We start from the raw sequence: 22,534 nt of genomic DNA on the forward strand, positions 1-22,534 counted from the left end.
GGGGGGGGGGGGGGGGGGGGGGGGGGGATAAGACAGGCATTCTACGATATCAGTTAGATGCGAGATCTGCTTTTTTTTAAAGCGCTTACTGATAATGATTACCGCTATTATTAACAAAAACATAGGAGGGAATTTTACATGATTGAATCTTTGGTTGTCACCTTACGGGAAGGTATTGAAGCCGCTTTAGTCGTTGGCATTATATTGGCTTATTTAAAACGCACCGGTAAAATCGGGCTCAACCGGTATGTCTACATAGGAGTAGGGGCTGCAGTCGTGGCCAGCATCCTCGGTGCAGTACTTTTTACTGCTTTTGATATTGAGGCGGATAATGAAATTTTTGAAGGCACGATGTTCTTAATTGCTGGTATATTTGTCGGCAGCATGGTGCTGTGGATGCGTAAGACGGCCAAGAATATGAAACAGACCATGGAAACTAAACTGGGCCGCATCGTGGAAACCACGGGAGACTTCAAAAAGCAGGGCTGGGGCTTACTGGCCTTTACCTTTTTCATGATTTTCCGGGAAGGCATTGAAACTGTATTGTTCTTAAGCGCCCTGAGTTTGGGTGAAGCGCCGGTAATGGGCTGGGTAGGCGGTTTAGCCGGTATAGCCATGGCGGTGTTGTTCGCCTACTTCTTCATTAACGGCAGCGTTAAAATTAATCTGGCCAAGTTTTTCAATGTCACCAGCCTCATTCTGATGATTTTGGTCATTCGTCTGTTTGCGGGTGCTGCCCACGAGTTTTCCGAAGTGAATTTAATCCCGATGAATCCTACTGTTATGTACTTCCTTGGTCTCATTGTCAGGGATAGTTCTTCGGCCATTATCTCCATGATTCTACTTACCCTACCTATCGTAATGGTGTTACTGGATAACAGCAACAAGTCTCAGACCGATATCAATTCGATTAAGGACCCGATAGCCAGACGTAAGGCATTGGCTAAAATGCAGCAGGAGAAAAACTGGAAATATGCCGTCGTTGGAGCCGCGATGGCCATCAATCTGGTTTTAGGTTGGGATTTGGTTGAGGCGCTGGCCAAACCGACCATTGACCCTATGCCGGAAACAGTAACCGCCCAAAATGGGCAGGTGGCCATCTCCGTGGACAGCCTAAATGACGGTTTAATCCACAAATATGTGTACCGGGCTAATGGCACGGACGTGAAGTTCCTCTTAATTAAACGGGAAGACGGCAGTATCGGCAGCGGCCTGGACGCTTGTGAAATTTGCGGACCGCAAGGCTATTATCAGGAAGAAGAAAATAAAGCTAACATTATTTGCAAAAACTGCAATGCTCCTATCGCCATACCTACCATCGGTTTCCCTGGTGGCTGCAACCCGGTAGCCGTGGAAGCCCAGGTGAACGGCGACAATGTGGTGCTTGCCGCTGCTCAACTTGCCGATAAAGGTGTTCCTGTCTACAACAAAAAAGCCAACTAATGTTATGGGGTGGAAGTAGCATACGCCTAGCCGGCATCTGGCTAGGCTCCCCCCTTTTCAAGGCCTAATCGGGAGGAATAAACATGTTTTTACGCATTATCAGGCAATCGCTGAAAGTCCGCTACAAGCGCATCCTACTAGCGATAGCCGCCGTACTGATGGGGGCGTCAGTCGCTGCCGCCCTGCTCAACGTATATTTCAGCTTAAATGATAAAGTGGGGCGAGAACTGAAAAACTACGGGGCCAATATTGTGGTCAATCCTAAAAATAATGCCCTACAGTTGGAAATGGATGGTGTAAATTATACGCCAGTAGCTGAACGGCAATATTTGGATGAGGCGGAAATTTATAAGGTTAAAAAGATTTTTTGGAAGTATAACATTGTCGGCTTCAATCCTTACCTGGACACCGTTGTTCAAGTTCAGGGACAAAATGTGACATTAACCGGTACCTGGTTTGATAAAGAAATCGCCGTACCTCAGGAAGCCTATAAAACGGTGGCAGCGGGAATGAAAACTGTGGCCCCCTGGTGGCAGGTTGAGGGAAATTCCATTGCCGCTGATGACCGGCAGCATGTGATTATGGGGGCAGCGCTGGCCGAGAGATTCCGGGTAAAGCCTGGCGACAATATAGAATTCACATACAACCAGCAGCGCCGCACCATGCAGGTGGCAGGCATCGTCAATACCGGCGGTGCCGAGGATAGTCAAATCTATGCCAATCTGGCTGTTGTGCAAGAGTTATTAGGCTTGCCGAATAAATACAGCCAGTTAAAAGTCAGCGCCCTGATTACTCCGAATGATGCGCTGGCCAAAAGAAATCCTGACACCATGACGCCCAAAGAATACGAACGTTGGTATTGCACGCCGTATATGGATTCCATTACCCTGCAAATCGATGAAGTACTGAAAAACGGTCAGGCCAAACCCATTCAGCAGATTGCCCAGGCCGAAAATAAATTCCTGGCTAAGATGAACCTGCTCATGCTGTTGGTGACAGTCATGGCGCTCTTGGCGGCTGCCCTCGGCGTGATGACAACCATGACGACCACCGTATTGGAGCGGCGCAAAGAAATTGGCATCTTAAAGGCCATTGGTGTGGAAATTCAGCAGGTGGCATTGCTCTTTTTAGGTGAGGCTGCGGCCATTGGCCTGGTCGGCGGGATAGCAGGCTATGCTGCCGGTATTGGCTTGGCCAAATTCATCGGACAAAGCGTCTTTAACGCCCAAATAACCCCTGACATTCAGGTGCTGCCGCTCACCATCGGTATTGCCATTGCCGTAGCCTTATTGGGCAGCTCGTTGCCAGTCTGGCGGGCTACGCGTATCGAGCCAGTGATTGTGCTGCGGGGTGAATAGAAAGGGGAGATTACTATGTTTTTACAGATTCTGTGGCGTTCATTACAAAATCGTAAAGGACGGGTGGCCATCGCTATCCTGGCGGTAGCCATGGGGGCAGCCATGGTGTTTGCCTTGGGCAGCTTGTCCCTGGATATGAATGATAAAATCAGTCGGGAATTGCGCGACTATGGCGCCAACATCGTCGTGGTGCCGCCGGTTGGGGGCGCTGGCAGCGCTGTGGAGCCGCTTTTGCCGGAAAGTGTAGTACCGGCGTTGAAAAATAGTGAGGCGGCTCCCTATATCTTGGGTGCTATCCCCTATTTATATGGCATTGCCGAGATAGGAAACCAAAAGGTGGTGCTGGCCGGTACTGACTTTAGCCAAGTGCAAAAAAGCAGTCCCTGGTGGAAAGTACAGGGGAGTTGGCCTACAGTCGGCACTAACCAGTCTATTGTCGGCGTGAAAGCGGCGACTGCACTCAACCTGACTGTCGGCGCATCCTATAGCGTGCGCCAGAAAGACAAGGCCGGGACATTTACGGTAGCTGGTATCGTGACCACCGGCGGGGTGGAAGACAACCAGATATTTGCTGATTTACCTATGGCCCAATCGCTCTTAGGGCATCCCGGGCAGGTAAGCCAGGTACAAGTCAGCGCCCAGACGGGGAAACAACCGGTGACAGCCCTGGCCACCGCCATTGAGCAAAGCGTTCCTGCCGCCAAAGTCAAAGTCGTCAAACAGATTGCCCAGGCCGAAGGCCAGACGCTGGGAAAAATTGAATGGCTAATGGTTTTGGTGACCGTAATTATCTTGGGAGCATCAGCCATCGCTGTCATGAGTACCATGACGACTACTGTACTTGAGCGGACCAAGGAAATCGGCCTGATGAAAGCAATTGGGGCCGAGACGTCCAGTATCGGTAAACTGTTCTGGACAGAAGCGGTATGTATCGCACTCCTGGGCGGCCTGGTCGGCAGCGTCATCGGCTTTGGCGTCGCCCAACTCATTGGTAAAACGGTCTTCCAAACAGCTATATCCTTCCGGCCATTTGTACTGCCTGTTTCACTTGCTATTTCGGCAATTGTGACACTACTTGCCAGCTTTGTTCCGGTTCGGGCGGCCACCGCTGTCGTTCCGGCGATTACGTTGAGGGGGGAATAACCATGCAAGAAATTATTACAGCCCAACAATTGATTAAGTCCTACGACGGTACACAAAATGTACTGAATGGATTAAACTTTGCCATTCGCCCCGGCGAGTGGACCAATATTATGGGACCATCCGGTTCTGGTAAAACGACGTTGCTCAATATTCTAAGCGGTCTTGATAAACCGACCGGTGGTGCCATAATTATAAACGGCGTAGATATTAGCCATTTTGGCGAAAACGAACTAGCGCGGTTTCGCCGGGAAAACTTGGGATTGGTTTTTCAACAGTACCACTTGCTGCCGTTTTTGACGGCCTTGGAAAACATCATGCTGGCCCAGCATTACCACAGTGTAGTGGATGAACAAGAGGCCAGAGAGGTATTGACCAAAGTCGGGTTAGGGCATCGCCTGGACCATCGCCCTGCCCATATGTCCGGCGGCGAGCAACAGCGGGTCTGTATCGCCCGGGCGCTGGTCAACCGCCCTAAACTGATACTGGCTGACGAGCCTACCGGTAACCTCGACCAGAAAAACAGCAAAATTGTGCTGGACATATTTGGAGAACTGCATGCCGAAGGACATACCATCGTCATGGTCACTCACGCCGAAGAAATCGGCAAGATGGGCGACCGTCTGCTGAGGCTTTTAGACGGTCAGATTATCGCCGATATCTGTAACAGCGACGGCAGGAGGGGTGAAGACGATTACTGTAAGGTGGTGAATGGTTAATGACGAAAACCAAGAAGATTATCCTCGGAGCTGTCGCCGGAGGAGTTGCCATCGGTCTTATTGCTGCCCTGCCGCTTATCAAGGTTGTTATGGGTGATTCTGTCACAACGGCAGCCATACCGCGCGGCGGCCCCAATCCGGCTTGGCGGGATGGTACCTATATCGGCCACGCTGTTAACCAGCGTGGCCCGGTAGAGTTAGAAGTGATGATTGAAAACGGAAAATTTCATCATATCAAAGCCTTGAGCCATAATGACACAACGCTCATCTTTGACAAGGTGCTGCGTAAGCTCACACGGGTGATGCTAATTAAAAATTCTACCGATGTGGATGGCATTTCTAGTGCTACCGTTAGCAGCCGAGGCATCATTGACTCAGTGAACAATGCGGTGGAGCAGGCGGCAAGCCCTGCGCACTAGTGACCTCTTTCTTGTTGGGGGAAGGAGTTAGGAACTTTGTCAGGTCATTTGGATTTAACTGCACCGGTTTTGAAAATGATGCAGTATCAAACACGTAAAACGTCCCGGTATCCGGGGCGATGGCGACCGGTTAACACAACTAGGCTTATTCTTGTGGACAATGCCCTGAAATTCACGTCAGCAGGCGGACAAATCACTGCCAGTCTCGCAGAAAGCAGTGACAGTGTTGTACTAACCATCGCCGATACCGGCGTAGGCATTGCGCCTGGCGACTTGCCCCATATCTTGGAACGGTTTTATAAAGCCGACAAACGCGCGCTAGCGGTGGTACCGGTCTGGGGCTGGCGATTGCCTGGCAGATTATCGAACTGCACGGTGCTGCGGTAGACGTGACCAGTACGGCGGCCAAGGCACAGCTTTTATCATCCGGTTTCCACGTACAGAAAAAGTAAGCAAGAGGTGAAATAGTATGTGTTCATGGTTTTACGGCCCAGGAGCCGCAGGCTTATTCGGAGGTGGAATTCTTATGATGTTGCCGATGCTCCTATTCTGGGGCCTTATCCTCTGGGGCGGCATCGTGCTGGTGCGGACACTGTCCCAGAGAAAGCAAGATGTCCGGCCATTGACAACCGCCGGGACCGCGCTTGATATTTTAAAAGAGCGTTATGCCAAAGGCGAAATTAGTCACGACGAATATGAGCGGATAAAGAAAGAAATTGAGTAGATAGATGACGAAAGCGACGGGGAGTAACAACCCGTCGCTTTCGTCATCTTATCAAGTTAGCGGTAGGAAACAAACTTTATTGTTTTAACCATGCTTTCTATCTATTAAGAGGAGGCACGGCAAGGGTATTTAGCATTGGCAGCATTAACCATAAGTATTAGCAATAATATAACCCCGAAGAGTTTAAGTTCTGATTGTACCTTGTCCGGACGTTTGTGATATGGTAGGCGAGGTGAAGACAGGTACTGCCTCCGCACCAGGTATAACACATACCAGAACCCGGGGCTGCCTCCAGGACCCATTGCCAGTCCCGGCATGGCCGCCCTCCGGCGGTGCTATATCCAGCAGATACGCCTTATTTCTACTTTGTGGCGGCCAAGGACGGCTCTCTTTCGATTTAAGTTTTAACCCGTGGCAATCGCGACAGATAGTGCGTGACGGCAAAGATGCCATCTGTCGCGATGCTTAGTAACCCATTATCTATAAACAACATAAAATATTACATAAAAGTTCCCATACATCATATATGGAGGGGTAATTTTGAAAAAACTTTGGGATGACCCAGAATTAGAAGAATGGCCAACTGAGTTTGAACTACGGCAGATATGTCCACCAAATTGTATGCCAAATTGTTTGCCAAACTGTATGCCGCTTTGTTATCCTTCGTGCAGACCTAGAAAACCGCCTGCCTGCAACCCTGCTTTTACGAAGTGTTCCCCTTATTATTAGTGGGCATTTCGCCTGCATTATTTGTTTCCTCATGCTTCGGCAACTGTAAATGAACCCCAAATTCTTAGCCAATTACCTCGAAAAAGATTAACACCCCACTGATTGCCAGCAGTATACCAGCAATACGCTGTATCATATTCATCCGGCATGAAAAAAGGCGTATCCTATTTAGATATCGCTCTAGTGTAACCGCCAGTAACGCAAAGGGAAGGCAAAAGCCCAAGGCGTAAACGAAAAAGAGGGCAACCCCCTTTAATAAGGATGGCGATGTGCTGGCATAGACTAATACCGGTGCAAGCAGGGGACCGTTGCACGGAGCCCAGGCGGCCGTGGAGGCCACCCCCAGGAGAAAAATGTTCCAAGGCCCAGCGCTGGTGGGAAAGCGTAGGTGAAACTTACGGCTAGTCAGCGATAACGAAATGAGTCCACTAAGCTGCAAGCCCATTATAGTCATGAATACTGCCCCAATTTTACTAATAACGTGCTGGTAGTTATGCAGAGCTTGCCCAAGATAGGCTGCACCGGCGCCGACCACAAGAAAGACAACAATAAACCCGCTTAAGAAGATGCCAATGTTGACCCACAGCTGCCGCACTCGATGATAACTGCCGGTTGAACCTGTGCTACTCAAAAAGGCCGTACAGGTTGGCAAAACAGCCAACACACATGGCGATAGAAAGGAAATTACACCAGCGGTGAAGGCGGTCAAAAGTGCAACCTGATTCATCTCCATTTACTCAGTCCTCCTCATTTGCTAAATTTGTATGCTATCATATCTACGCTGGAGTGAGTAGACCTATGTATTCCTATATTTGAGAGTAGTAATCCTGAAAAATGATACAAGTACCATTACTAATATATGTGTTTTGCATGGTGGTGGCAGTACCATGCCCGCTCCGCTCATGCCGATCCAATGGATACCACTGCATGGCTGCCCATCTGCTCCCAGCCAGCCACCGCTGACGCTTGCAGTCGTATCCTGCTTGGGTAACACTCATAGCCTGGCAGGGTAGCAGGCCAGGGCGGTTGGCAGTAGGTTTCTCCTGTGTCGGAGTGCGTTGAGGGAGTAGTAGGGAATAAAATATTATCGGCATATTCAACAATCGCATAGTATATCATGTATAAAAAGTGATGGAAGGGATAAACGTGAACAAAGACACAGAAGATCTTAAGGTAGCAGGCTGGTTTTTACTTTCTATGGGTCTTAGCATGAAGGCGCTGGCAGCAAGGATAAACGAGAATAATTTAGAAACAGTTCGCCTAGAGCAAGGAAGCGACCGCAATGATGTAGCGATAGGAGATACAACCACAGCGGGGCTATTTTGCAATGAGGAGCCCTAGTACAACAAGTATTATGTGGTTATCTGTTGTTTAAGTTGATCGATTGGGGCTTGTAATTGCTCAATTTGTTGCTGAATATTCTGTGGTGGCTGACGATTTTCTTGATTGTTTTTTTGGTCAGGTTCCTGAGTGAGTTTTGTTATAATTACATTGCCAATAATATTTACTTCATTCGGATCTCATCCTCAGATAAAGAAATGGCAATCAGGGTCATTAACAGGGCGAGTTGGTTAGGATCGGTATCAATGATTGACATTGGTCTTCACCTCATAACTATTCTATGCCAACTAAATTTGGGAAATTACTATTGCTAAAGAGAGACTTTGGCTTCAGGTGGGGTTTTAACCCCATCTGAAATTTAGCCAACCAACTTACAGGGAATTAGCTATTCTTACTCCAGCCTGTATACCCTAAAGGGACACCCAAAGGGTACAGGCAGGGGAAAGCGGGAGTCGAGATAGAGATGTCCGGCAAGTATAGATGCCGGTCTTTTTTTTGTTTGACGGAAAAGTTTGGCGAAAAAATCATAAATTCTTCACCAGTCCTTCATAGCTTCTTCACAAAGGTTTGGTATGATAAAGGCAGATAAAGAATCCGCACCTAAGGCAGACCTACGCGTAAGCGGATAGACCGGTGGAATTCCGGAAAAGTGGATAAGTCTATGATGAAAGACTGCTTGGTAACCAGGGCGGTGTACCGGCACAGCTAAGCGAGGAGGAAAAAGTTATGAAGTGTTGCAATCAATCCCAGCCCAATAAGGGAAATGACGTAAATCAAGGGCAGCAGCATGGCTGCGGCGGCGGCCTTAAACATATGTTGATGATGCTTGCTTGCTGTTTAGCGCCGCTTGGTGTAGTCCTACTTCTCAAGCAAAGCGGTTACGACGGGGCGGCCAGTTATTTAGTGCTACTGTTGTGCCCGCTGATGCATCTGTTCATGATGCGGGGGATGGGACACAAACATAATGAACCCTCAAACGAAAATAAAACTATAAAATAATCAAGGCTTGAGTAAGGAGCTGACAAGTGAGATGGAAGAGTTAATCATGGAAGCCTATCGCAAAGCCGAAACCAAGGATTTTTTTGCTATTACAGTCCATGTTGAACGTTTATTGAAAAAGTACTATTCGCTGCATGACCCGCGCACCTGGATTACTACAGGCGAAGTGCGGCGCATTCTCGAACGGCAGGGTTTAGTTTTTGAAGATGGCTGGGCGATAGCTTAGTCAAGGTTAGTAATCGAATAAATTAACAAGGAGTGAAAAACTATGAAAAGTAAATTAACAGGGTGGATTATTGGGGGACTAATTACCGCATCAGCATTAGGACTGGCCTTTGGTGCCAATTCGCTTGCAAGTGCGGCAGCGAATACTGAGCAGGCGGCAGCAGCGGCAGGTAAGATGATGCCAAACGGCCAAATGGGAAAAATGGACCCTGAGATGATGAATTCGCCGGAAATGCAAAAACAGTGCGAAGACATGATGAAAAGCGCCGATATGCAGCAAACAATGAAGGGAATGATGCAGCAGCCCCAGATGCAGAATATGATGAAGCAAATGATGGCAAGCGACCCGGCGTTTAAGCAAATGATGGCAGATATGGTTAAGGAGAGCACTTCGTCCGGCGAGCAAGCACCGCAGCCGCAGGCTCCAGAGTCTGAGTCTATAGACCATAATGCTCACCATACAGCGCAGTGACGTTTCCGGTCTAACAGCGTAACTCTCGCTTTACCCGGACAAATAAATAGCGTAGCCCTTTGACTAGCCAGTAGAACAGTCAAAGGGCTTTGTTTTTTCTGAAAATGTATGAAAGAAAATCAGGGAACAGGTTATTTGTTTTCTCTCCTTTTTACGTAAGACCGTTACTTTTTGGTTGATGTGACGTTTATAAAGATAGACGTACATATAGAGAAGGAGGCTTTGCTGTTATGAGCAACAACCATTATCTCGTAGCCGCTTTAGCGCTAGGCTTATTGGTTATCGGCTCCACTCGCGGCGTTGCCGTCACAACTGCTATCGATTGGCAACTGCCTGGTGGCTATCAAATCTTTGACATGCAGGAAGGTGATGTTACCGGGGATGGAACGCATGATCGCGTGTATCTGATCGGGCATAAGCCATCAGAAGCTTCAAATTATGCAGATTCGATCAGGCTGATTGTCGAGAACGGCGCTGATCAAACCCGGACAGAAATGGCCTTGGAAAAGATGGGCGGCTATGAGGCTCAATTATTTTTAGGAGATTTTACCGGTGATCATGTCGCCGATGCTTTGGTTACTGCCGCATCCGGTGGTAGTGGCGGCTGGTATGATAATAAAGTTGTTACATTTACCCAAGAGGCACCCATTATCTTTAGTCATAAAGAGAATAGCGGAAATTCCGTATCCGGTCAGTTCATTGACGGCTACAAAGTAGAAATCTATAACGCCGCTGGCGGTTCGGCCGTGACGTTGGATGTCGGTGAGCGTAAAGCTGATTACACTCGTCTGGGCCTTTACGATAAAAGCGGGGTGCTGAAAAAACAGACCAAGATCATGGTCACCCCGTTTGGTAAACTGGAACCTGTTGATGTCAACAACGATGGCATTTATGAATTAAAAGGTCAACAACGTATCTCCGGCGCTTACAACGCTGATGGCCTTGCCAACGTGGAAACGGTGCTGTCTTACACCGGTAACGACTGGCAAGCCCGGTCGGTCAGTCTCCGCATTAACTTACTCCCGCCCAAGACGGTAAAACCAACAGTTAGCTGTTTTTAGACGTCCTCTTTTATTTTGCCTGTAAAATCTAAAAAGCCGTCCCCAGTAAAAATGGGAGCGGCTTCTAGAACAATTTCTATTTTTAGTTACAACTGTGGAAAACCGTATCGACATTGACTTATTCTTTCAACCAGGTAGTCTGATGGGCGCTTATGCCCTTAAATGTGTGAATAAATGCCTCCAAGGGAGTAATGTTGTATGTTCCAGTGGAAAAGACAGCCGCATCTACGGCAGCACCGGTGTTGACATTATAGACAGTCTGGTGGAAGGTAATAAGATAGGTGTTTTTTTTGTCTTTTAAACGAATCCCGCTCACTTCGGGAACAATAACCCACTGGCAGCCGGCGGCGATGGCTTGTTCCTGCCAACTGCCTGTACCATTTTTATCAACCAGAAGGCAGTCCGGCAGGGTTTTGCGGTATTCATCCACTAACGCCTCGCGCATATACCAGAAGTCGCTTGCCAAGGTGTCAGGCAGGTTGTTTTGCATGGGGGCGATGTAGACCCGGCCCTGGCTTGTCTGCTTTTCGGCAGCCGGACCAGCTAGCTTGACTCCGGCTTGCAGCGCCAGTTTTCGCTTATCGTAATAGTTTTTTAAAGCCGAATCCACATAGCCGGTTATTTTGTGGGGGTCGTCGGTAGTGACAGGCATGTTCCAGGTTATTTCCCGGCCAAACTGCTTGTAACCGCCAACTAGGGTTTGCAGGACACCTGTTACCGGATCACCGGACATCACTACCCGCGTTAAGGGGAGAATCGGTTCAAATTTAGCGGCAAAAGCGGCGTTCCCTACGGCAGGAGCGCCAAACGTGATCACCTTAATCTGCTCCGGCTTTATTCCCAGGCTGAGAAGTCGTGCTCCGGCCAGCGTTGCTGCTGCACCGCCTAAGCTGTGACCAGTCAGATAGAGCTTATCGTCGTGATTCATCCGCAGCAGGTCGGGAAGCAGGAGGGGTGCATCATGAGCATTGCGGAGGATCGCAGCCGGTCCGGCTTGGATGAATTCGTTAAAGCCTCTATGGACTTGAGGGCTTGTATTCGGTAGCTTTCTTTTTGCAGCATTGGCGGCAAACTCTTCTGCGCTGCTGCCAGAAAAATAGACTTTGTCGACCTTCAGATTGATTTTCATATCTCCAGGGGTTTCTGTTCCCACAATCGCCAGAACGTAGAGGTATTTTCCTGGCTCACTTTCTTTTTTGGCCAAAAGGAAGCGCGCGCCAGTATGCTTCTGCGGTTGGACATAGTGATCAATGTGCCACCCGTCCTGTTCCAGATAGCGGCTGGCCAATTCGCCGATCCTGTCGTTGTAGGCGGCTACGCTGGCGCCGGCTGCAATATATAGGGCATAGGCTTCTTCATAGTCTTCCTTAGGCCCGGCGTGGCCAATCGCTGAATTGCACAAAAGCATATAGCTCAAAAGAAAAATAAGAATTCTTCTCATAATTCCTCCATTGGGGTGTGGCGTATAGGATGTTTCATTAATTTTAATTTTACGGGATGGGAAGCTACTGTCAAGTACAATTACTTTTGTCGAAATTTTTGTAGAAATTCGGGAGGAAGTTTTCCATTATATATGGTAAATATAGAGTAAGTAAAAAATAGTAAGACATCAAAAGAGATTGACTTTGCTATGGGAAAAAAAGCTAGAGAAAGGATGACAATATGAGTATAACAAGAAAAATACGCAGGATTGTGACCGGTTCAACTCAAGTTGACGGGGCGGGAGTAAAACTGGTGCGGGTAATTGGTCATGCCGATACCCAGGAGTTTGACCCTTTTCTGATGCTTGACGCTTTTGATTCCCGCGATTCCGCCGACTATATCAAGGGCTTTCCCTGGCATCCGCACAGAGGAATTGAAACCGTAACCTATTTGATTGCCGGCGACATTGAGCATAGCGACAGTCTAGGCAATAAAGGAACCATTCTTGACGGCTGTTGCCAGTGGATGACCGCCGGAAGCGGCATTCTTCATCAAGAAATGCCGCAGGCCTCAGACCGGATGTTGGGAGTTCAGCTCTGGCTGAATCTTCCCCGTAAAGACAAGATGACACAACCGCAATATCGTGACATCTCGGCGTCGATGATCCCCAAAATACGGGAGAACGGCTGTACTGTCGGTGTCATCGCCGGCAACTACGGGCGTACGTCAGGGGCGACACAGGGGGATTACGTACAGGCATTGGCTTTGGATGTCGAATTGGAACCGGGAATCGAGTGGCGTATACCAACAGATAATGAGGCAACGCTCTTTATTTATATAGTTGAAGGAGCCGGTTATTTTGATACCGAAACGCAAACTGTGATTGAAAGTCACAGAGCAGTCCTCTTTGAAACTGGTGAACAGTTTATTGCCCGTGCGGCAGACCAGGGTGTCCGGTTTCTCCTATTCTCCGGGAAGCCGCTTAAGGAACCCATAGCATGGGGCGGACCGATCGTCATGAATACGCGAGAGGAATTACAGCAGGCCTTTCAGGAAATTGACAACGGTACTTTTATCAAGAAACGGTAAGGCGACCTTCTTTGACTCGTTATAGCAAAGCACCCATTCCCGGCAGGTTAGCCGGGAATGGGTGCTTTGCTTATCTTATTCTACAACCACGCGGTACACAAACACCCCGATACTTGCCAGGGCCAGTAGTAACACCCCAAAGGCTCCAACTGTGTTTCCTTGTTTTTTTTCGTATAGAGCATAGCTGCAAGCGTGAATCCCTGCTAGTATTGCTACTAGTAAAAAAGCAAAGTCGGTCATTGGCTATCCTCCCTCTTGATCGACGAGGTCTTGTACATGAGCCCTGTCCGCCTAATCTTTACCGAAACGTTGAGATTAAATTTGACAGTCGGATACACCTTATACCAGTTGATCTGGTCAGCCTCATCAAAATTACTGAAAAGCTTCCGAGCGTGCAGGCCAAAGCCAACTACATCGGTATCTAGCTGCTGCGTGTGCGTCAACATTCCCTCCATCTGCCTGGTGATGATGTTTGACAAATGCTGTTCTAACAATTGTCCATATTCCCGCGCCTCATAGTTAATGCCGCTGGGAATACTGGTGGTTTCGCCTTCAAGCAGAACGTCAATATCAAATATCGGCGTTCCATCAACTATGGTCGGTTTAATCTTCGGTTTTTCCCCAAGACGCAGTTGGACGTTGATGCCATGCTTCGGTGTAAGCGGGTCTTCCACCGTAATAAACCCTCTGACAAACTCACCGCTTAGAATGGAAACCGCCCGCGTTTCCTCATTGCTAAGAACTCCCACCATTCTATCAGCCACAAATACGGCCATGCCGATTATCTCAGCAGGGTTGCCGCCTTCACGCCCTAGTCCCTCAGGATAATATTCCAGTGCCTTTTCGCCTGCTTCCTTTTTCCCGACAGGTCTAGACTCCAGGTTAAGAGGGTTAAGTCCCATGTAGGTAGCGTAAGGGGCACCGCTGGTCGCTTTTAACCTAATGTAAAACTGGTGGAGGTTGGATGACGGGAAATAACCTGTATCCTGCCGGGAGGCAAGGGACGTTTCCAGCCAACGTGAGGGGAGTTTTTCCATTATAGGCTTGTTTTTTTGCATGAACTCCTTTGCCGATCCCCGCGTAACAGTAATAAACATCGAACCGCGAAACTCACGGAACCGGAGTAGCGGGCCTAATAAATCGCCAATTCCTTGTTTTGCCAAATCCTCCCCAATGATTATCGCCTTGGTATGAGACAGATTGGGTGTTCGCGCAACTACCGAATTAAGCAGGTTACGGGCTTCAGCGAGGGATGGCGCAATGACGGTAACAAGAAAGGTACTGGTTTCACCCGCGCCAGGTGCCTTTCCGGCTTGCCCTTGGCCTGTTGCTATCTGATAGGTAAAGATATTCTGCTTATCAGGCCCCGGGTCAATGCCGACGCTTACCACATAGGCAAAATCATCAATCTCACGGGCACCGTTGCAACCTGCGATACATAAGGTAAGAACTAACAGGAGAGCAATCTTCAGGCGGAGGTACACGTTTTTTTTCGCCTCCCTTTGAAGAGTGTTACTGCAAACAGCAATAACGGAATTCCATACAGTCCGGCATTATGAAGCTTCAAAGTTATCATAGTATCCAACCGGATGACGCTGGCAATATCGGGTGGTATCATGGCTGCTCCGGTGACTAAAAGGGCAAGCGAAGCAATGAGCGGACGAACGGCGGTCAGGTTAAATATCCTGGTTATGAGGTAGCCTGCAATATAGATGTCGATGGCGATGCTCATAATGCCGGCGATGACCCAGAGAACGATAAAGAGTGACTCGACCCGTTGTACATACCGGTTAAGATACACTAGACGGGCCATTTCGAAAAATGGAATTGTTTTCTCAAGCGCAACTTTTGTCCCAAAGACCAGTGTAAACACGAATATAGACAGAGACTTCAGTAAAGTACTTCCCCCCAGGCCGAATAATGCTGCCCGTTTGATTGTACGTAAGTTTTGGAAAGCGGGGCCTAGCACGAAGAGTAGTAATACTCCGTAATTTATTCCAGAAACCTCTAGACCCGTCTGGATGGCCGTGCTGATGCCCCGGCCTTGCCACGGCCCGAGGAGATTAATGTCATAAAAGGGACCAAGGGCGGCCATAACAAATCCAAGGCTAATGACTCCAAATGGCAAAATGATATATGAGGTACGGGCAATGCATTCGATACCCAGGAAACAGAGAATGACTGCATTGAAGGTATACCAAGAGATGGCGTTGTTGAATTCCATAAAAGGCAGCGCAGTTAGGAGCGTGTTTTCGGCAAATTGCCGGAGAAGCAGTGCTGCGTCGCTAAGAAACATTGTGATAAGAAAAATCGACACTGCCCAGGCTCCCGCTTTACCCAGGAGCTGCTGCGTTACTGTATAAATATCACCTTTAATCCTTTTGAATACATACAGTAACAGGCAAATGGGTATGAGTATGGTAATTAGAGGACAGAGAGCAGCAAACCAGGCAAGTCCTGCGTTGGCCTCGATAGTTTGAGCCGGGCGGGTGAGAAATATCCGGGGAAAGGTATTGAGAAAGACCAGGGCCAGCCCTTCACTGATACCCATTTGCCCAACATGGTAGCTTATGGCTTATCATCTCCTTCTACAGCATCAGCCATTGTCCAGCCCCGGCTAATATGTGGCTGCCGGGTGGGGTCTTTGGTATTAAGCGCATCTGGTCTGGATTCTTGACGGAAAACAGCGCCGCGCACTAACACGTCCAGGCCGCCCATGGACTTGGGGGATATTGGGGAAAGATAGGGCATGCCGAAGGATTTCATATAAGCCAGGGTAGTGATAAGCAGGAGAATACCGGAGGATAATCCCACAAGCCCGGCGATTGCTGCCATGAACAGCATCCCGAAGCGGACGGTTCTTACCGCAAACGCAAACCGGTACTCAGGGATGGTGAAGGAAGCCAGCCCGGTGATCGCAATAATGACAACCATAATCGGGCTGACAATATGGGCGGCGACCGCCGCCTGGCCAAGGATGATAGCGCCTACAATACCAATTGTGGAACCAAGGATATTAGGAATCCGGAGGCTGGCCTCGCGAAGAAGCTCAAAGGATAACTCCATGACGATGACCTCGAAATAGGCGGGAAACGGTACATCTTCACGTGAGCCGACGACAGCCAGCACTAGCTCGGTAGGCAGTGCTTCCTGGTGGAAGTAGCTAATGGCAATATAGAAAGCCGGAAGCATGGTTGAGATAGTTGTACCGGCGACCCTTAATAGCCGCATAAAACTTCCTGCCGGAACCTTCAGACTAAAATCCTCGGCAGAGTGCAAAAGCGAGAACATATTGACTGGTACCACCAGTACGAAGGGGTTGCCCTCAAGCAGGATTGCTACCCGCCCTTCAGCAAGATGGACAGATACCCGGTCAGGCCGTTCAGTAGATATCGTCTGGGGAAAAGGTAAGCTGGGATGATCTTCGATCAATTGCTCCAATACACCGATATCATCAATGAAATCTGTCATAATGCTCCCGACCCGGCGTTTGACTTCAGCGACCAGTGATGAATTAGCAATCGATTTTACATACATGATTGCACAGTTCACCCGGCTGCGTTCTCCTACCTTGATCATTTCGGTAACAAGGTCACTTGTCCGGAGCATGGTCCGGATGAGTGCAGTATTGACGCGGAGGTTCTCGCTAAACGCCATCTGCGCCCCGCGGATGGACTGCTCAGTTGTGGGCTTGCCTACTGACCTGTGCTCCCAGCCTTTTGACCCGATAATGAGTATTTCGTCGACACCGTCGATCATCAGGACAGTATCCCCGCTGTTGACACCGTCCTGCAGGTCACTGAATTTTTTCCCTTGTGCCACCTGATTAGCAGGAAGTACTTCTTTCTTGAGATGGTTGATGAGCACTGCACCGTTCTTGATGCCTTGAGGCGGAAGCATCAGCAGCAAGGGTTGAATGATGGTCAGGTTTAAAAGTTTGGAATCAATCATACCGTCGATAAACAGCAGAACAGCGGGAACAGGCGCGGTGAGCGGGAGGGTAATTTCCCTGACGACAAGGTCCTTGTTAGCAGGTAGCTCGTATAGGCGGTTGACGATTCGCAGGTTCTCCTCCAAGCTTGACCGTAGTGATGAGTTGCCGAGACTTTCGCGGTCCTCCTGGTTGTCATAACTCAGCAGTATGGGAGTTAAATCCTCTTGCTGTTTATCGAGGCGGTGAAGCTCAGCCTGAAGTTCTGTGCGACATTTTTCATCCATATCCTTGGTTAAGGACGCTTTGGCCTTCTCCATCAGGTGGGTGATGCGGTAAGCTTGCCGCAACAGGCTACTGAACTCGTAATACTGATCCTTGAGTTCTCCGCGGCTGGCTTCCCTCTGAGAGTCAGGTGATTTTCCCGTTGTAGGCTTCTCTTTAGCCGTCTCTTCAAGGACGAAGGGCGCAGCCTGTGTGGGCGGTTGATAGACCAAGAGGCTTTTGACAAAACGATACATTTTGAAAATCGAGTTATCTATCACCGCGTACACCTCCTTTGGTTTTCTATGGATATTTTTTGCAGGATTAGCATATTTATACTATTTAGTTATGGCTACGGAAATGTCGCTTCACCGTCTATACTAAAACCTACAAAATCCTACATGAGATTGCATTAATCTAGAAAAAATGTCGATTGCTGAAAATAATTGTAGAAGTTATAATTATTACAGTAAATGTTATAATAATAAATTACGGAGGTTGTAGGCTTTGTTTGTCAACAATAGTTTGAAAACAAGATTGATTGTGCTGCTGGTGTTGTTTGCGCTGATTCCTGCCTGTATCAGTGGTATTGTTGGAGGCTACATAAATTCTCAGTCGATCAAGGAATCGACGATTCATGCAAACCTTAATACTGCGCAACAAATTGGCAATGAAATTACGCGGATGGTAGAAGATGCGCGCAGTGTGACAGAGATGCTGGCTGCCACACCGACAGCCAAGTCAATGGACCCTGCTGCAATGAAAGAATTGATCCTGGCTGCCCAGCAGAAAAATTCCATTTTCGAACTCATTTTTGTTATGGATGCGACTGGTATGCAGATTGCCAGAACTTCCGGCAATTTGGCTAACCGTTCGGACAGGCCTTATTTTAAAGAAGCCATCAAGGGAAATAATTTTTTCACCGACGTATATATTTCTTCATTTACCAACGCGCCCTGTATTACAATTGCATCTCCCATTAAAAATAGTTCAGGACAAATTGTCGGTGTTATGGCTGCCGACGTCAGCCTAAAGGCCATCTGGGGGATTGTTGACCAAGTACATATTGGTCAAACTGGTTATGTAGATGTTGTAGATAATAAAGGCACGGTCATTGCGCACCCTGATAAAGAACGGGTACTTAAGAAAGAGTCCTTTGCTACCTACGATTACATAGCCCAGGCGATTGACAGTCAGCATGGTTCAATGGAAGCAATATCGACGCGCGGCGAAAAGTCGCTTGTTGTTTACTCGTCAATTGCTAGAAATAAATGGGGCGTTATTGTCTATGAGCCGATAGGTGAAGTAATGGCGGCCGTAATGCACGCAGCGTTAGTGACTGGGGTCATTACCCTGCTGGCTGTACTCATTGCCCTGATCAGCGCGTACTATGTAGCGCGGAGTATTGTACGCCCGCTTGAAAAGCTGGTCATCGCTGCTGAACAAGTGGCAGACGGTGATTTGGCACACACGATTGAAGTGCGGGGTGTAGCCGAAATTAATAAGCTTACCGATGCCTTCAATATAATGATCAGTTCACTCCGGAGCCTTGTGGCTAAAACCTCAGCTACTGCCGAAACGGTTGCCGCATCTTCTGAAGAGCTGGCGGCGTCGTCCGGTGAAGTCGGAAAAGCGGCCGAGGAAGTGGCTATTACTATCCAAAGCGTGGCCGAAGGCGCTACCAGCCAAGTCAATCTCGCTGATAATTCAGCGCAGGTTATCCGGGATATGGTAGAAGCTATTGCTAATACCAGCAAAGCCGCACATTCGGTGGCGGCAGCTTCAGAACAGAGCGAACGGGCTGCTGAAGCCGGGTCAGACCAGATTGGCAAGGCAGTCACTAAGATGAACGAGATTGAGCAGGACGTTAACCGGGCGACTAAAATGATTCATGCGCTTGGTGACAAGTCCCGTCAAATTGGACAGATTGTTGATGTTATTACCGGTATTGCCGGACAAACAAATCTGTTGGCCCTTAACGCGGCTATTGAAGCAGCGCGGGCAGGCGAGCAGGGCCGGGGGTTTGCGGTAGTTGCTGATGAGGTTCGCAAACTGGCTGAACAATCGGAATCGGCGGCACGGGAGATTGCCGGGATTATCCAAGCCATTCAGTCTGAAACAGTGGAAACAGTCAATGCCATCGATAAAGGCGGTCGGGAAGTAGCGGCTGGCGTCCAGGTAGTGGAAAGCTCGGGGGCTGCTTTCAAAGAAATTTATGCTGCCATTAAAAATGTGCGTGATGAAGTAATCCGGATCGTGGCGCTGACAGAAGAACAGCAACGGCGCAGTGGACAGGTGGAAGAGGCTGTTCACAGCATTGCTGACTCGGCCCGGCTTAACGCTGCCAGCGCTGAGCAAGTGGCTGCAGCTAGCCAGCAACAAAACGCCAGCGTCCAGGAGATTACCGCTGCGTCGTCTGGCCTGGCCCATATGGCCGCTGAGCTGCAGCAGGCAGTGTTGAAATTCAAGATTTAGACAAACGTGTTCTACTTAAAAAACCTAACTGATTTACACAGTTAGGTTTTTTTTGACAAAAAAATATCAATATATGCTGTTACTCGCTTTTGGAAAGGGCAGTAATGTTGTATAATATAAGGATATAATAAAATGGACATACCCTAAGGAGGATTTGCATGAATACAGAAACTGAACATTTGGATAAAGAACCTGCCGCCAATCCTGCTATGCCTGCTAATTTTATTGAAGTCATGATCAATGAAGATATAAAGACCGGAAAATACGGCAGCCGGGTCCATACACGTTTCCCGCCAGAGCCGAACGGTTACCTGCATATCGGGCATGCCAAATCAATCTGCTTAAATTTTGGACTGGCTCTTAAGTATGGTGGCAAATGTAATCTGCGTTTTGATGATACTAACCCGACCAAAGAAGATGTAGAGTATGTAGATTCTATTCAGGAAGACGTAAAGTGGTTAGGTTTTGACTGGGATGACCGCAAGTATTATGCTTCCGATTATTTTGGAAAAATTTATGAATATACTGTTGAACTCATTAAAAAGGGTAAAGCCTATGTCTGTGATTTGTCTGCTGAAGAGACACGGCAATATCGCGGAACACTGACTGAACCTGGTAAAGAAAGCCCTTACCGTAGCCGCACAGTAGAAGAGAACCTTGCACTGTTTGAGAAAATGAAGGCTGGGGAATTCGCTGAAGGCAGCCGGGTGCTGCGGGCAAAAATCGATATGTCCTCCCCTAACCTTAATATGCGTGATCCTGTTTTCTACCGTATTGTCCGCGCCAAGCACCACCGTACTGGCGACGCCTGGTGTATCTACCCCATGTACGATTACGCCCATCCTATCTCTGACTCAATGGAAGGTGTGACCCACTCCATTTGTACACTTGAGTTTGAAGATCACCGGCCATTATACGATTGGACGCTTGAAGCATTAGGCATTTATCAGTGCCAGCAGATTGAGTTCGCCCGGTTGAATCTTACTAACACGATCATGAGTAAGCGTTATTTGCGGCGGCTTGTTGAAGAGGGCTATGTCAGCGGTTGGGACGATCCACGGATGCCAACAATCTCGGGTTTGCGGAGACGGGGCTTTACCCCTGAATCAATCCGCGACTTTTGTGACCGCATTGGTGTTGCCAAAAGCAACAGCACTGTGGATGTTGCACTACTGGAGCATTGCATTAGAGAAGACCTTAATACTAAGGCAACCCGCGTTATGGCAGTGCTAAAACCCCTGAAGCTCATTATCGACAATTATCCGGAAGGACAAGTAGAAGAGCTTATTGCCGAAAACAATCCGGAAAACCCTGAGATGGGGTCACGGACAATCCCGTTTTCCCGGGAAATATATATTGAACAAGATGATTTTATGGAAAATCCGCCCAAGAAATATTTCCGCTTAACGCCCGGGGCTGAAGTCCGGCTTAAACACGCTTACATTATTAAGTGCGAGCAGGTAGTGAAAGACGAGCAAACCGGCGAGATTGTGGCGGTACACTGTTCATACGATCCCGACACCAAGAGTGGCAGCGGTACTGCCAACCGCAAGGTTAAGGGCGTACTGCACTGGGTATCGGCTGCTCATGCCGGGAAAGCGGAGGTACGCTTGTATGATTACCTGCTAGTCAATAATCAAGACCAGGAAGACGCGGGAGAGGACGCAAAGGATTTCGTGGATAAGCTCAATCCCAATTCCTTGGAAAGATTGGTTGATTGCCTGGTAGAGCCAAGTATTAAAAACCCTCAAGAGGGAAGTCGATTTCAGTTTTTACGGCATGGTTATTTTGCAGTGGATCGGGATTCAGCACCACATATGCCGGTGTTTAACCGTATCGTATCCCTAAAAGATTCGTGGGCCAAGCTTGAGAAGAAATAGCAGCACGAAAGACTTTTGCCTGGCAGGGATGCCGGTAAAAGTCTTTCTGACATCTGCGAAGCGGGGTATTTTTACGTGCTGGTCTTGATAAAATTTTTGTATATAACCTTCCTGCTGCCGCCGGGTTTGTTTATTGCCGCTCTGACACTGCTTTGTCTGTGGCTGTATCGGCGAAAACAGCAGGGGGTACGGGTACTGGCTGTAATAACAGGGCTGCTATATCTTATCTCGACCCCTTTGGTGGGCGATTGGCTTATGCGGTCACTGGAAACCCGTTACCAGCCGCCTCAGAGTGTCAGCGGTGATGTTATTGTGATGCTGGGGGGCGGAGCAACGGCAGACACCCCCAATGTTCATGGCAAAGGCCATTTAACGGGATTTGCCGCCAACCGGTTACTGACAGCAGCGCAGCTGCATTATATTACAGGTGCGCCCATTATTATTTCTGGCGGGCAGGTGTTTGCCAATTCTGGTAAAGAGGCTGAAATTGCTGAGCATATCCTGCGTGGGCTAGGTATTCCCGCCAATAAAATCATTGTTGAAGGGCAGAGCCTCAATACCGCCGATAATGCTAAATTTACTAAAAAGATTTTGGATGAACAGGGGTTTTCCAGTCCAGTTCTGGTGACCTCAGCTTTTCATATGGAGCGATCTGTCAAGCAGTTTACTAAATACAATATGGCAGTAACCCCATACCCCACTGATTACCAGACAAATACCCAGTTTATTTTTGAATGGCACCAACTGTGGCCCCGGGCTGATGCGTTCTATAACACACAGTTAGCCATAAAAGAATATCTCGGCCTTCTGGCTGTAAATTGGTTTTGACGAAAATTATATAGA

General features: G+C 48.4%; 23 protein-coding genes and 1 pseudogene. 18 read left to right on the forward strand and 6 right to left on the reverse strand.

What is annotated here, in order from left to right; all coding sequences use genetic code 11:
• The first annotated feature begins 138 nt into the window (after positions 1–138).
• The 8 genes and pseudogenes from VN447_RS20335 to VN447_RS20370 form a co-directional block, all read left to right on the forward strand.
• Positions 139–1,443 carry a Fe-S-containing protein gene (locus tag VN447_RS20335; RefSeq protein WP_325527742.1) on the forward strand — a complete coding sequence of 435 codons (1,305 nt, stop codon included), beginning with the start codon at positions 139–141 and terminating at the stop codon, positions 1,441–1,443.
• A gap of 83 nt (positions 1,444–1,526) precedes the next feature.
• Complete coding sequence (locus VN447_RS20340) at positions 1,527–2,801, forward strand: ABC transporter permease (protein ID WP_325527744.1); 1,275 nt, start codon at positions 1,527–1,529, stop codon at positions 2,799–2,801.
• A gap of 15 nt (positions 2,802–2,816) precedes the next feature.
• Entirely contained in the window at positions 2,817–3,944 is a 1,128-nt protein-coding gene (locus VN447_RS20345) for an ABC transporter permease (protein ID WP_325527746.1), read from the forward strand.
• A 2-nt stretch (positions 3,945–3,946) separates the two neighbouring features.
• On the forward strand, positions 3,947–4,660 hold the full coding sequence (locus VN447_RS20350; protein ID WP_325527747.1) for an ABC transporter ATP-binding protein: 714 nt from the start codon (positions 3,947–3,949) through the stop codon (positions 4,658–4,660).
• Positions 4,660–5,079, forward strand: a complete 420-nt coding sequence (locus tag VN447_RS20355; protein ID WP_325527749.1) for an FMN-binding protein — start codon at positions 4,660–4,662, stop codon at positions 5,077–5,079. The genes VN447_RS20350 and VN447_RS20355 overlap by 1 nt, the downstream gene beginning before the upstream one ends.
• Before the next feature lie 36 nt (positions 5,080–5,115).
• On the forward strand, positions 5,116–5,466 hold the full coding sequence (locus VN447_RS20360; protein ID WP_325527750.1) for an ATP-binding protein: 351 nt from the start codon (positions 5,116–5,118) through the stop codon (positions 5,464–5,466).
• A gap of 82 nt (positions 5,467–5,548) precedes the next feature.
• Complete coding sequence (locus VN447_RS20365; protein ID WP_325527752.1) at positions 5,549–5,803, forward strand: SHOCT domain-containing protein; 255 nt, start codon at positions 5,549–5,551, stop codon at positions 5,801–5,803.
• A 261-nt stretch (positions 5,804–6,064) separates the two neighbouring features.
• A pseudogene (locus VN447_RS20370) lies at positions 6,065–6,204 on the forward strand (endolytic transglycosylase MltG); the annotation flags it as partial.
• A 392-nt stretch (positions 6,205–6,596) separates the two neighbouring features.
• Here VN447_RS20370 and VN447_RS20375 read toward each other — a convergent pair.
• Positions 6,597–7,265 (reverse strand): cytochrome c biogenesis CcdA family protein, encoded by a 669-nt coding sequence (locus tag VN447_RS20375; RefSeq protein ID WP_325527754.1) that lies wholly within the window; start codon positions 7,263–7,265, stop codon positions 6,597–6,599.
• 154 nt (positions 7,266–7,419) lie between these two features.
• Between VN447_RS20375 and VN447_RS20380 the strand changes: the two genes are divergently transcribed.
• From VN447_RS20380 to VN447_RS20405, 6 genes are all read left to right on the forward strand, one after another.
• A complete protein-coding gene (locus tag VN447_RS20380; RefSeq protein WP_325527756.1) occupies positions 7,420–7,545 on the forward strand; it encodes a hypothetical protein in 126 nt (41 codons plus the stop codon).
• Positions 7,546–7,678: 133 nt separating this feature from the next.
• Complete coding sequence (locus VN447_RS20385; protein ID WP_325527758.1) at positions 7,679–7,873, forward strand: hypothetical protein; 195 nt, start codon at positions 7,679–7,681, stop codon at positions 7,871–7,873.
• Between the two features lie 726 nt (positions 7,874–8,599).
• A complete protein-coding gene (locus VN447_RS20390) occupies positions 8,600–8,872 on the forward strand; it encodes a DUF2933 domain-containing protein (RefSeq protein ID WP_325527760.1) in 273 nt (90 codons plus the stop codon).
• A 31-nt stretch (positions 8,873–8,903) separates the two neighbouring features.
• Positions 8,904–9,098, forward strand: a complete 195-nt coding sequence (locus VN447_RS20395; protein ID WP_325527761.1) for a hypothetical protein — start codon at positions 8,904–8,906, stop codon at positions 9,096–9,098.
• 42 nt (positions 9,099–9,140) lie between these two features.
• Positions 9,141–9,569: a hypothetical protein gene (locus VN447_RS20400; RefSeq protein ID WP_325527763.1), complete on the forward strand. Its 429-nt coding sequence runs from the start codon at positions 9,141–9,143 to the stop codon at positions 9,567–9,569.
• Positions 9,570–9,799: 230 nt separating this feature from the next.
• Positions 9,800–10,630, forward strand: coding sequence for a hypothetical protein (locus VN447_RS20405; protein WP_325527764.1), 831 nt, complete (start codon positions 9,800–9,802; stop codon positions 10,628–10,630).
• Between the two features lie 118 nt (positions 10,631–10,748).
• Here VN447_RS20405 and VN447_RS20410 read toward each other — a convergent pair whose 3' ends face one another.
• On the reverse strand, positions 10,749–12,071 hold the full coding sequence (locus VN447_RS20410) for a lipase family protein (RefSeq protein WP_325527766.1): 1,323 nt from the start codon (positions 12,069–12,071) through the stop codon (positions 10,749–10,751).
• Positions 12,072–12,292: 221 nt separating this feature from the next.
• On the opposite strand from VN447_RS20410, the gene VN447_RS20415 reads away from it, so the two are divergent.
• Positions 12,293–13,141, forward strand: a complete 849-nt coding sequence (locus VN447_RS20415) for a pirin family protein (protein ID WP_325527768.1) — start codon at positions 12,293–12,295, stop codon at positions 13,139–13,141.
• Between the two features lie 75 nt (positions 13,142–13,216).
• On the opposite strand, the gene VN447_RS20420 is transcribed toward VN447_RS20415, so the two are convergent.
• From VN447_RS20420 to VN447_RS20435, 4 genes are read right to left on the reverse strand one after another with little or no spacing between them, the layout of a single operon-like run.
• Positions 13,217–13,381 carry a hypothetical protein gene (locus VN447_RS20420; RefSeq protein ID WP_325527770.1) on the reverse strand — a complete coding sequence of 55 codons (165 nt, stop codon included), beginning with the start codon at positions 13,379–13,381 and terminating at the stop codon, positions 13,217–13,219.
• A complete protein-coding gene (locus VN447_RS20425; RefSeq protein WP_325527771.1) occupies positions 13,378–14,625 on the reverse strand; it encodes a Ger(x)C family spore germination protein in 1,248 nt (415 codons plus the stop codon). The genes VN447_RS20420 and VN447_RS20425 overlap by 4 nt, the downstream gene beginning before the upstream one ends.
• On the reverse strand, positions 14,610–15,692 hold the full coding sequence (locus tag VN447_RS20430; RefSeq protein ID WP_325527772.1) for a GerAB/ArcD/ProY family transporter: 1,083 nt from the start codon (positions 15,690–15,692) through the stop codon (positions 14,610–14,612). The genes VN447_RS20425 and VN447_RS20430 overlap by 16 nt, the downstream gene beginning before the upstream one ends.
• A gap of 17 nt (positions 15,693–15,709) precedes the next feature.
• On the reverse strand, positions 15,710–17,617 hold the full coding sequence (locus tag VN447_RS20435) for a spore germination protein (protein WP_325527774.1): 1,908 nt from the start codon (positions 17,615–17,617) through the stop codon (positions 15,710–15,712).
• Between the two features lie 226 nt (positions 17,618–17,843).
• On the opposite strand from VN447_RS20435, the gene VN447_RS20440 reads away from it, so the two are divergent.
• From VN447_RS20440 to VN447_RS20450, 3 genes are all read left to right on the forward strand, one after another.
• Positions 17,844–19,811, forward strand: a complete 1,968-nt coding sequence (locus VN447_RS20440) for a methyl-accepting chemotaxis protein (RefSeq protein ID WP_325527776.1) — start codon at positions 17,844–17,846, stop codon at positions 19,809–19,811.
• Positions 19,812–19,969: 158 nt separating this feature from the next.
• Positions 19,970–21,691, forward strand: a complete 1,722-nt coding sequence (locus VN447_RS20445; RefSeq protein WP_325527778.1) for a glutamine--tRNA ligase/YqeY domain fusion protein — start codon at positions 19,970–19,972, stop codon at positions 21,689–21,691.
• A 75-nt stretch (positions 21,692–21,766) separates the two neighbouring features.
• A complete protein-coding gene (locus VN447_RS20450; protein ID WP_325527780.1) occupies positions 21,767–22,519 on the forward strand; it encodes a YdcF family protein in 753 nt (250 codons plus the stop codon).
• Positions 22,520–22,534 lie beyond the last annotated feature (15 nt).

Origin of the sequence: Sporomusa sp. (assembly GCF_035561155.1) — a bacterium.
In the GTDB taxonomy this organism is placed as follows: Bacteria; Bacillota; Negativicutes; order Sporomusales; family Sporomusaceae; genus Sporomusa.

Coding starts and splice junctions, on each gene's coding strand:
- VN447_RS20335 (WP_325527742.1), top strand. CDS start 139: ATGATTGAATCTTTGGTTGTCACCTTACGGGAAGGTATTGAAGCCGCT.
- VN447_RS20340 (WP_325527744.1), top strand. CDS start 1,527: ATGTTTTTACGCATTATCAGGCAATCGCTGAAAGTCCGCTACAAGCGC.
- VN447_RS20345 (WP_325527746.1), top strand. CDS start 2,817: ATGTTTTTACAGATTCTGTGGCGTTCATTACAAAATCGTAAAGGACGG.
- VN447_RS20350 (WP_325527747.1), top strand. CDS start 3,947: ATGCAAGAAATTATTACAGCCCAACAATTGATTAAGTCCTACGACGGT.
- VN447_RS20355 (WP_325527749.1), top strand. CDS start 4,660: ATGACGAAAACCAAGAAGATTATCCTCGGAGCTGTCGCCGGAGGAGTT.
- VN447_RS20365 (WP_325527752.1), top strand. CDS start 5,549: ATGTGTTCATGGTTTTACGGCCCAGGAGCCGCAGGCTTATTCGGAGGT.
- VN447_RS20375 (WP_325527754.1), bottom strand. CDS start 7,265: ATGGAGATGAATCAGGTTGCACTTTTGACCGCCTTCACCGCTGGTGTA.
- VN447_RS20380 (WP_325527756.1), top strand. CDS start 7,420: ATGCCCGCTCCGCTCATGCCGATCCAATGGATACCACTGCATGGCTGC.
- VN447_RS20390 (WP_325527760.1), top strand. CDS start 8,600: ATGAAGTGTTGCAATCAATCCCAGCCCAATAAGGGAAATGACGTAAAT.
- VN447_RS20395 (WP_325527761.1), top strand. CDS start 8,904: ATGGAAGAGTTAATCATGGAAGCCTATCGCAAAGCCGAAACCAAGGAT.
- VN447_RS20400 (WP_325527763.1), top strand. CDS start 9,141: ATGAAAAGTAAATTAACAGGGTGGATTATTGGGGGACTAATTACCGCA.
- VN447_RS20405 (WP_325527764.1), top strand. CDS start 9,800: ATGAGCAACAACCATTATCTCGTAGCCGCTTTAGCGCTAGGCTTATTG.
- VN447_RS20410 (WP_325527766.1), bottom strand. CDS start 12,071: ATGAGAAGAATTCTTATTTTTCTTTTGAGCTATATGCTTTTGTGCAAT.
- VN447_RS20415 (WP_325527768.1), top strand. CDS start 12,293: ATGAGTATAACAAGAAAAATACGCAGGATTGTGACCGGTTCAACTCAA.
- VN447_RS20420 (WP_325527770.1), bottom strand. CDS start 13,381: ATGACCGACTTTGCTTTTTTACTAGTAGCAATACTAGCAGGGATTCAC.
- VN447_RS20430 (WP_325527772.1), bottom strand. CDS start 15,692: ATGGGTATCAGTGAAGGGCTGGCCCTGGTCTTTCTCAATACCTTTCCC.
- VN447_RS20445 (WP_325527778.1), top strand. CDS start 19,970: ATGAATACAGAAACTGAACATTTGGATAAAGAACCTGCCGCCAATCCT.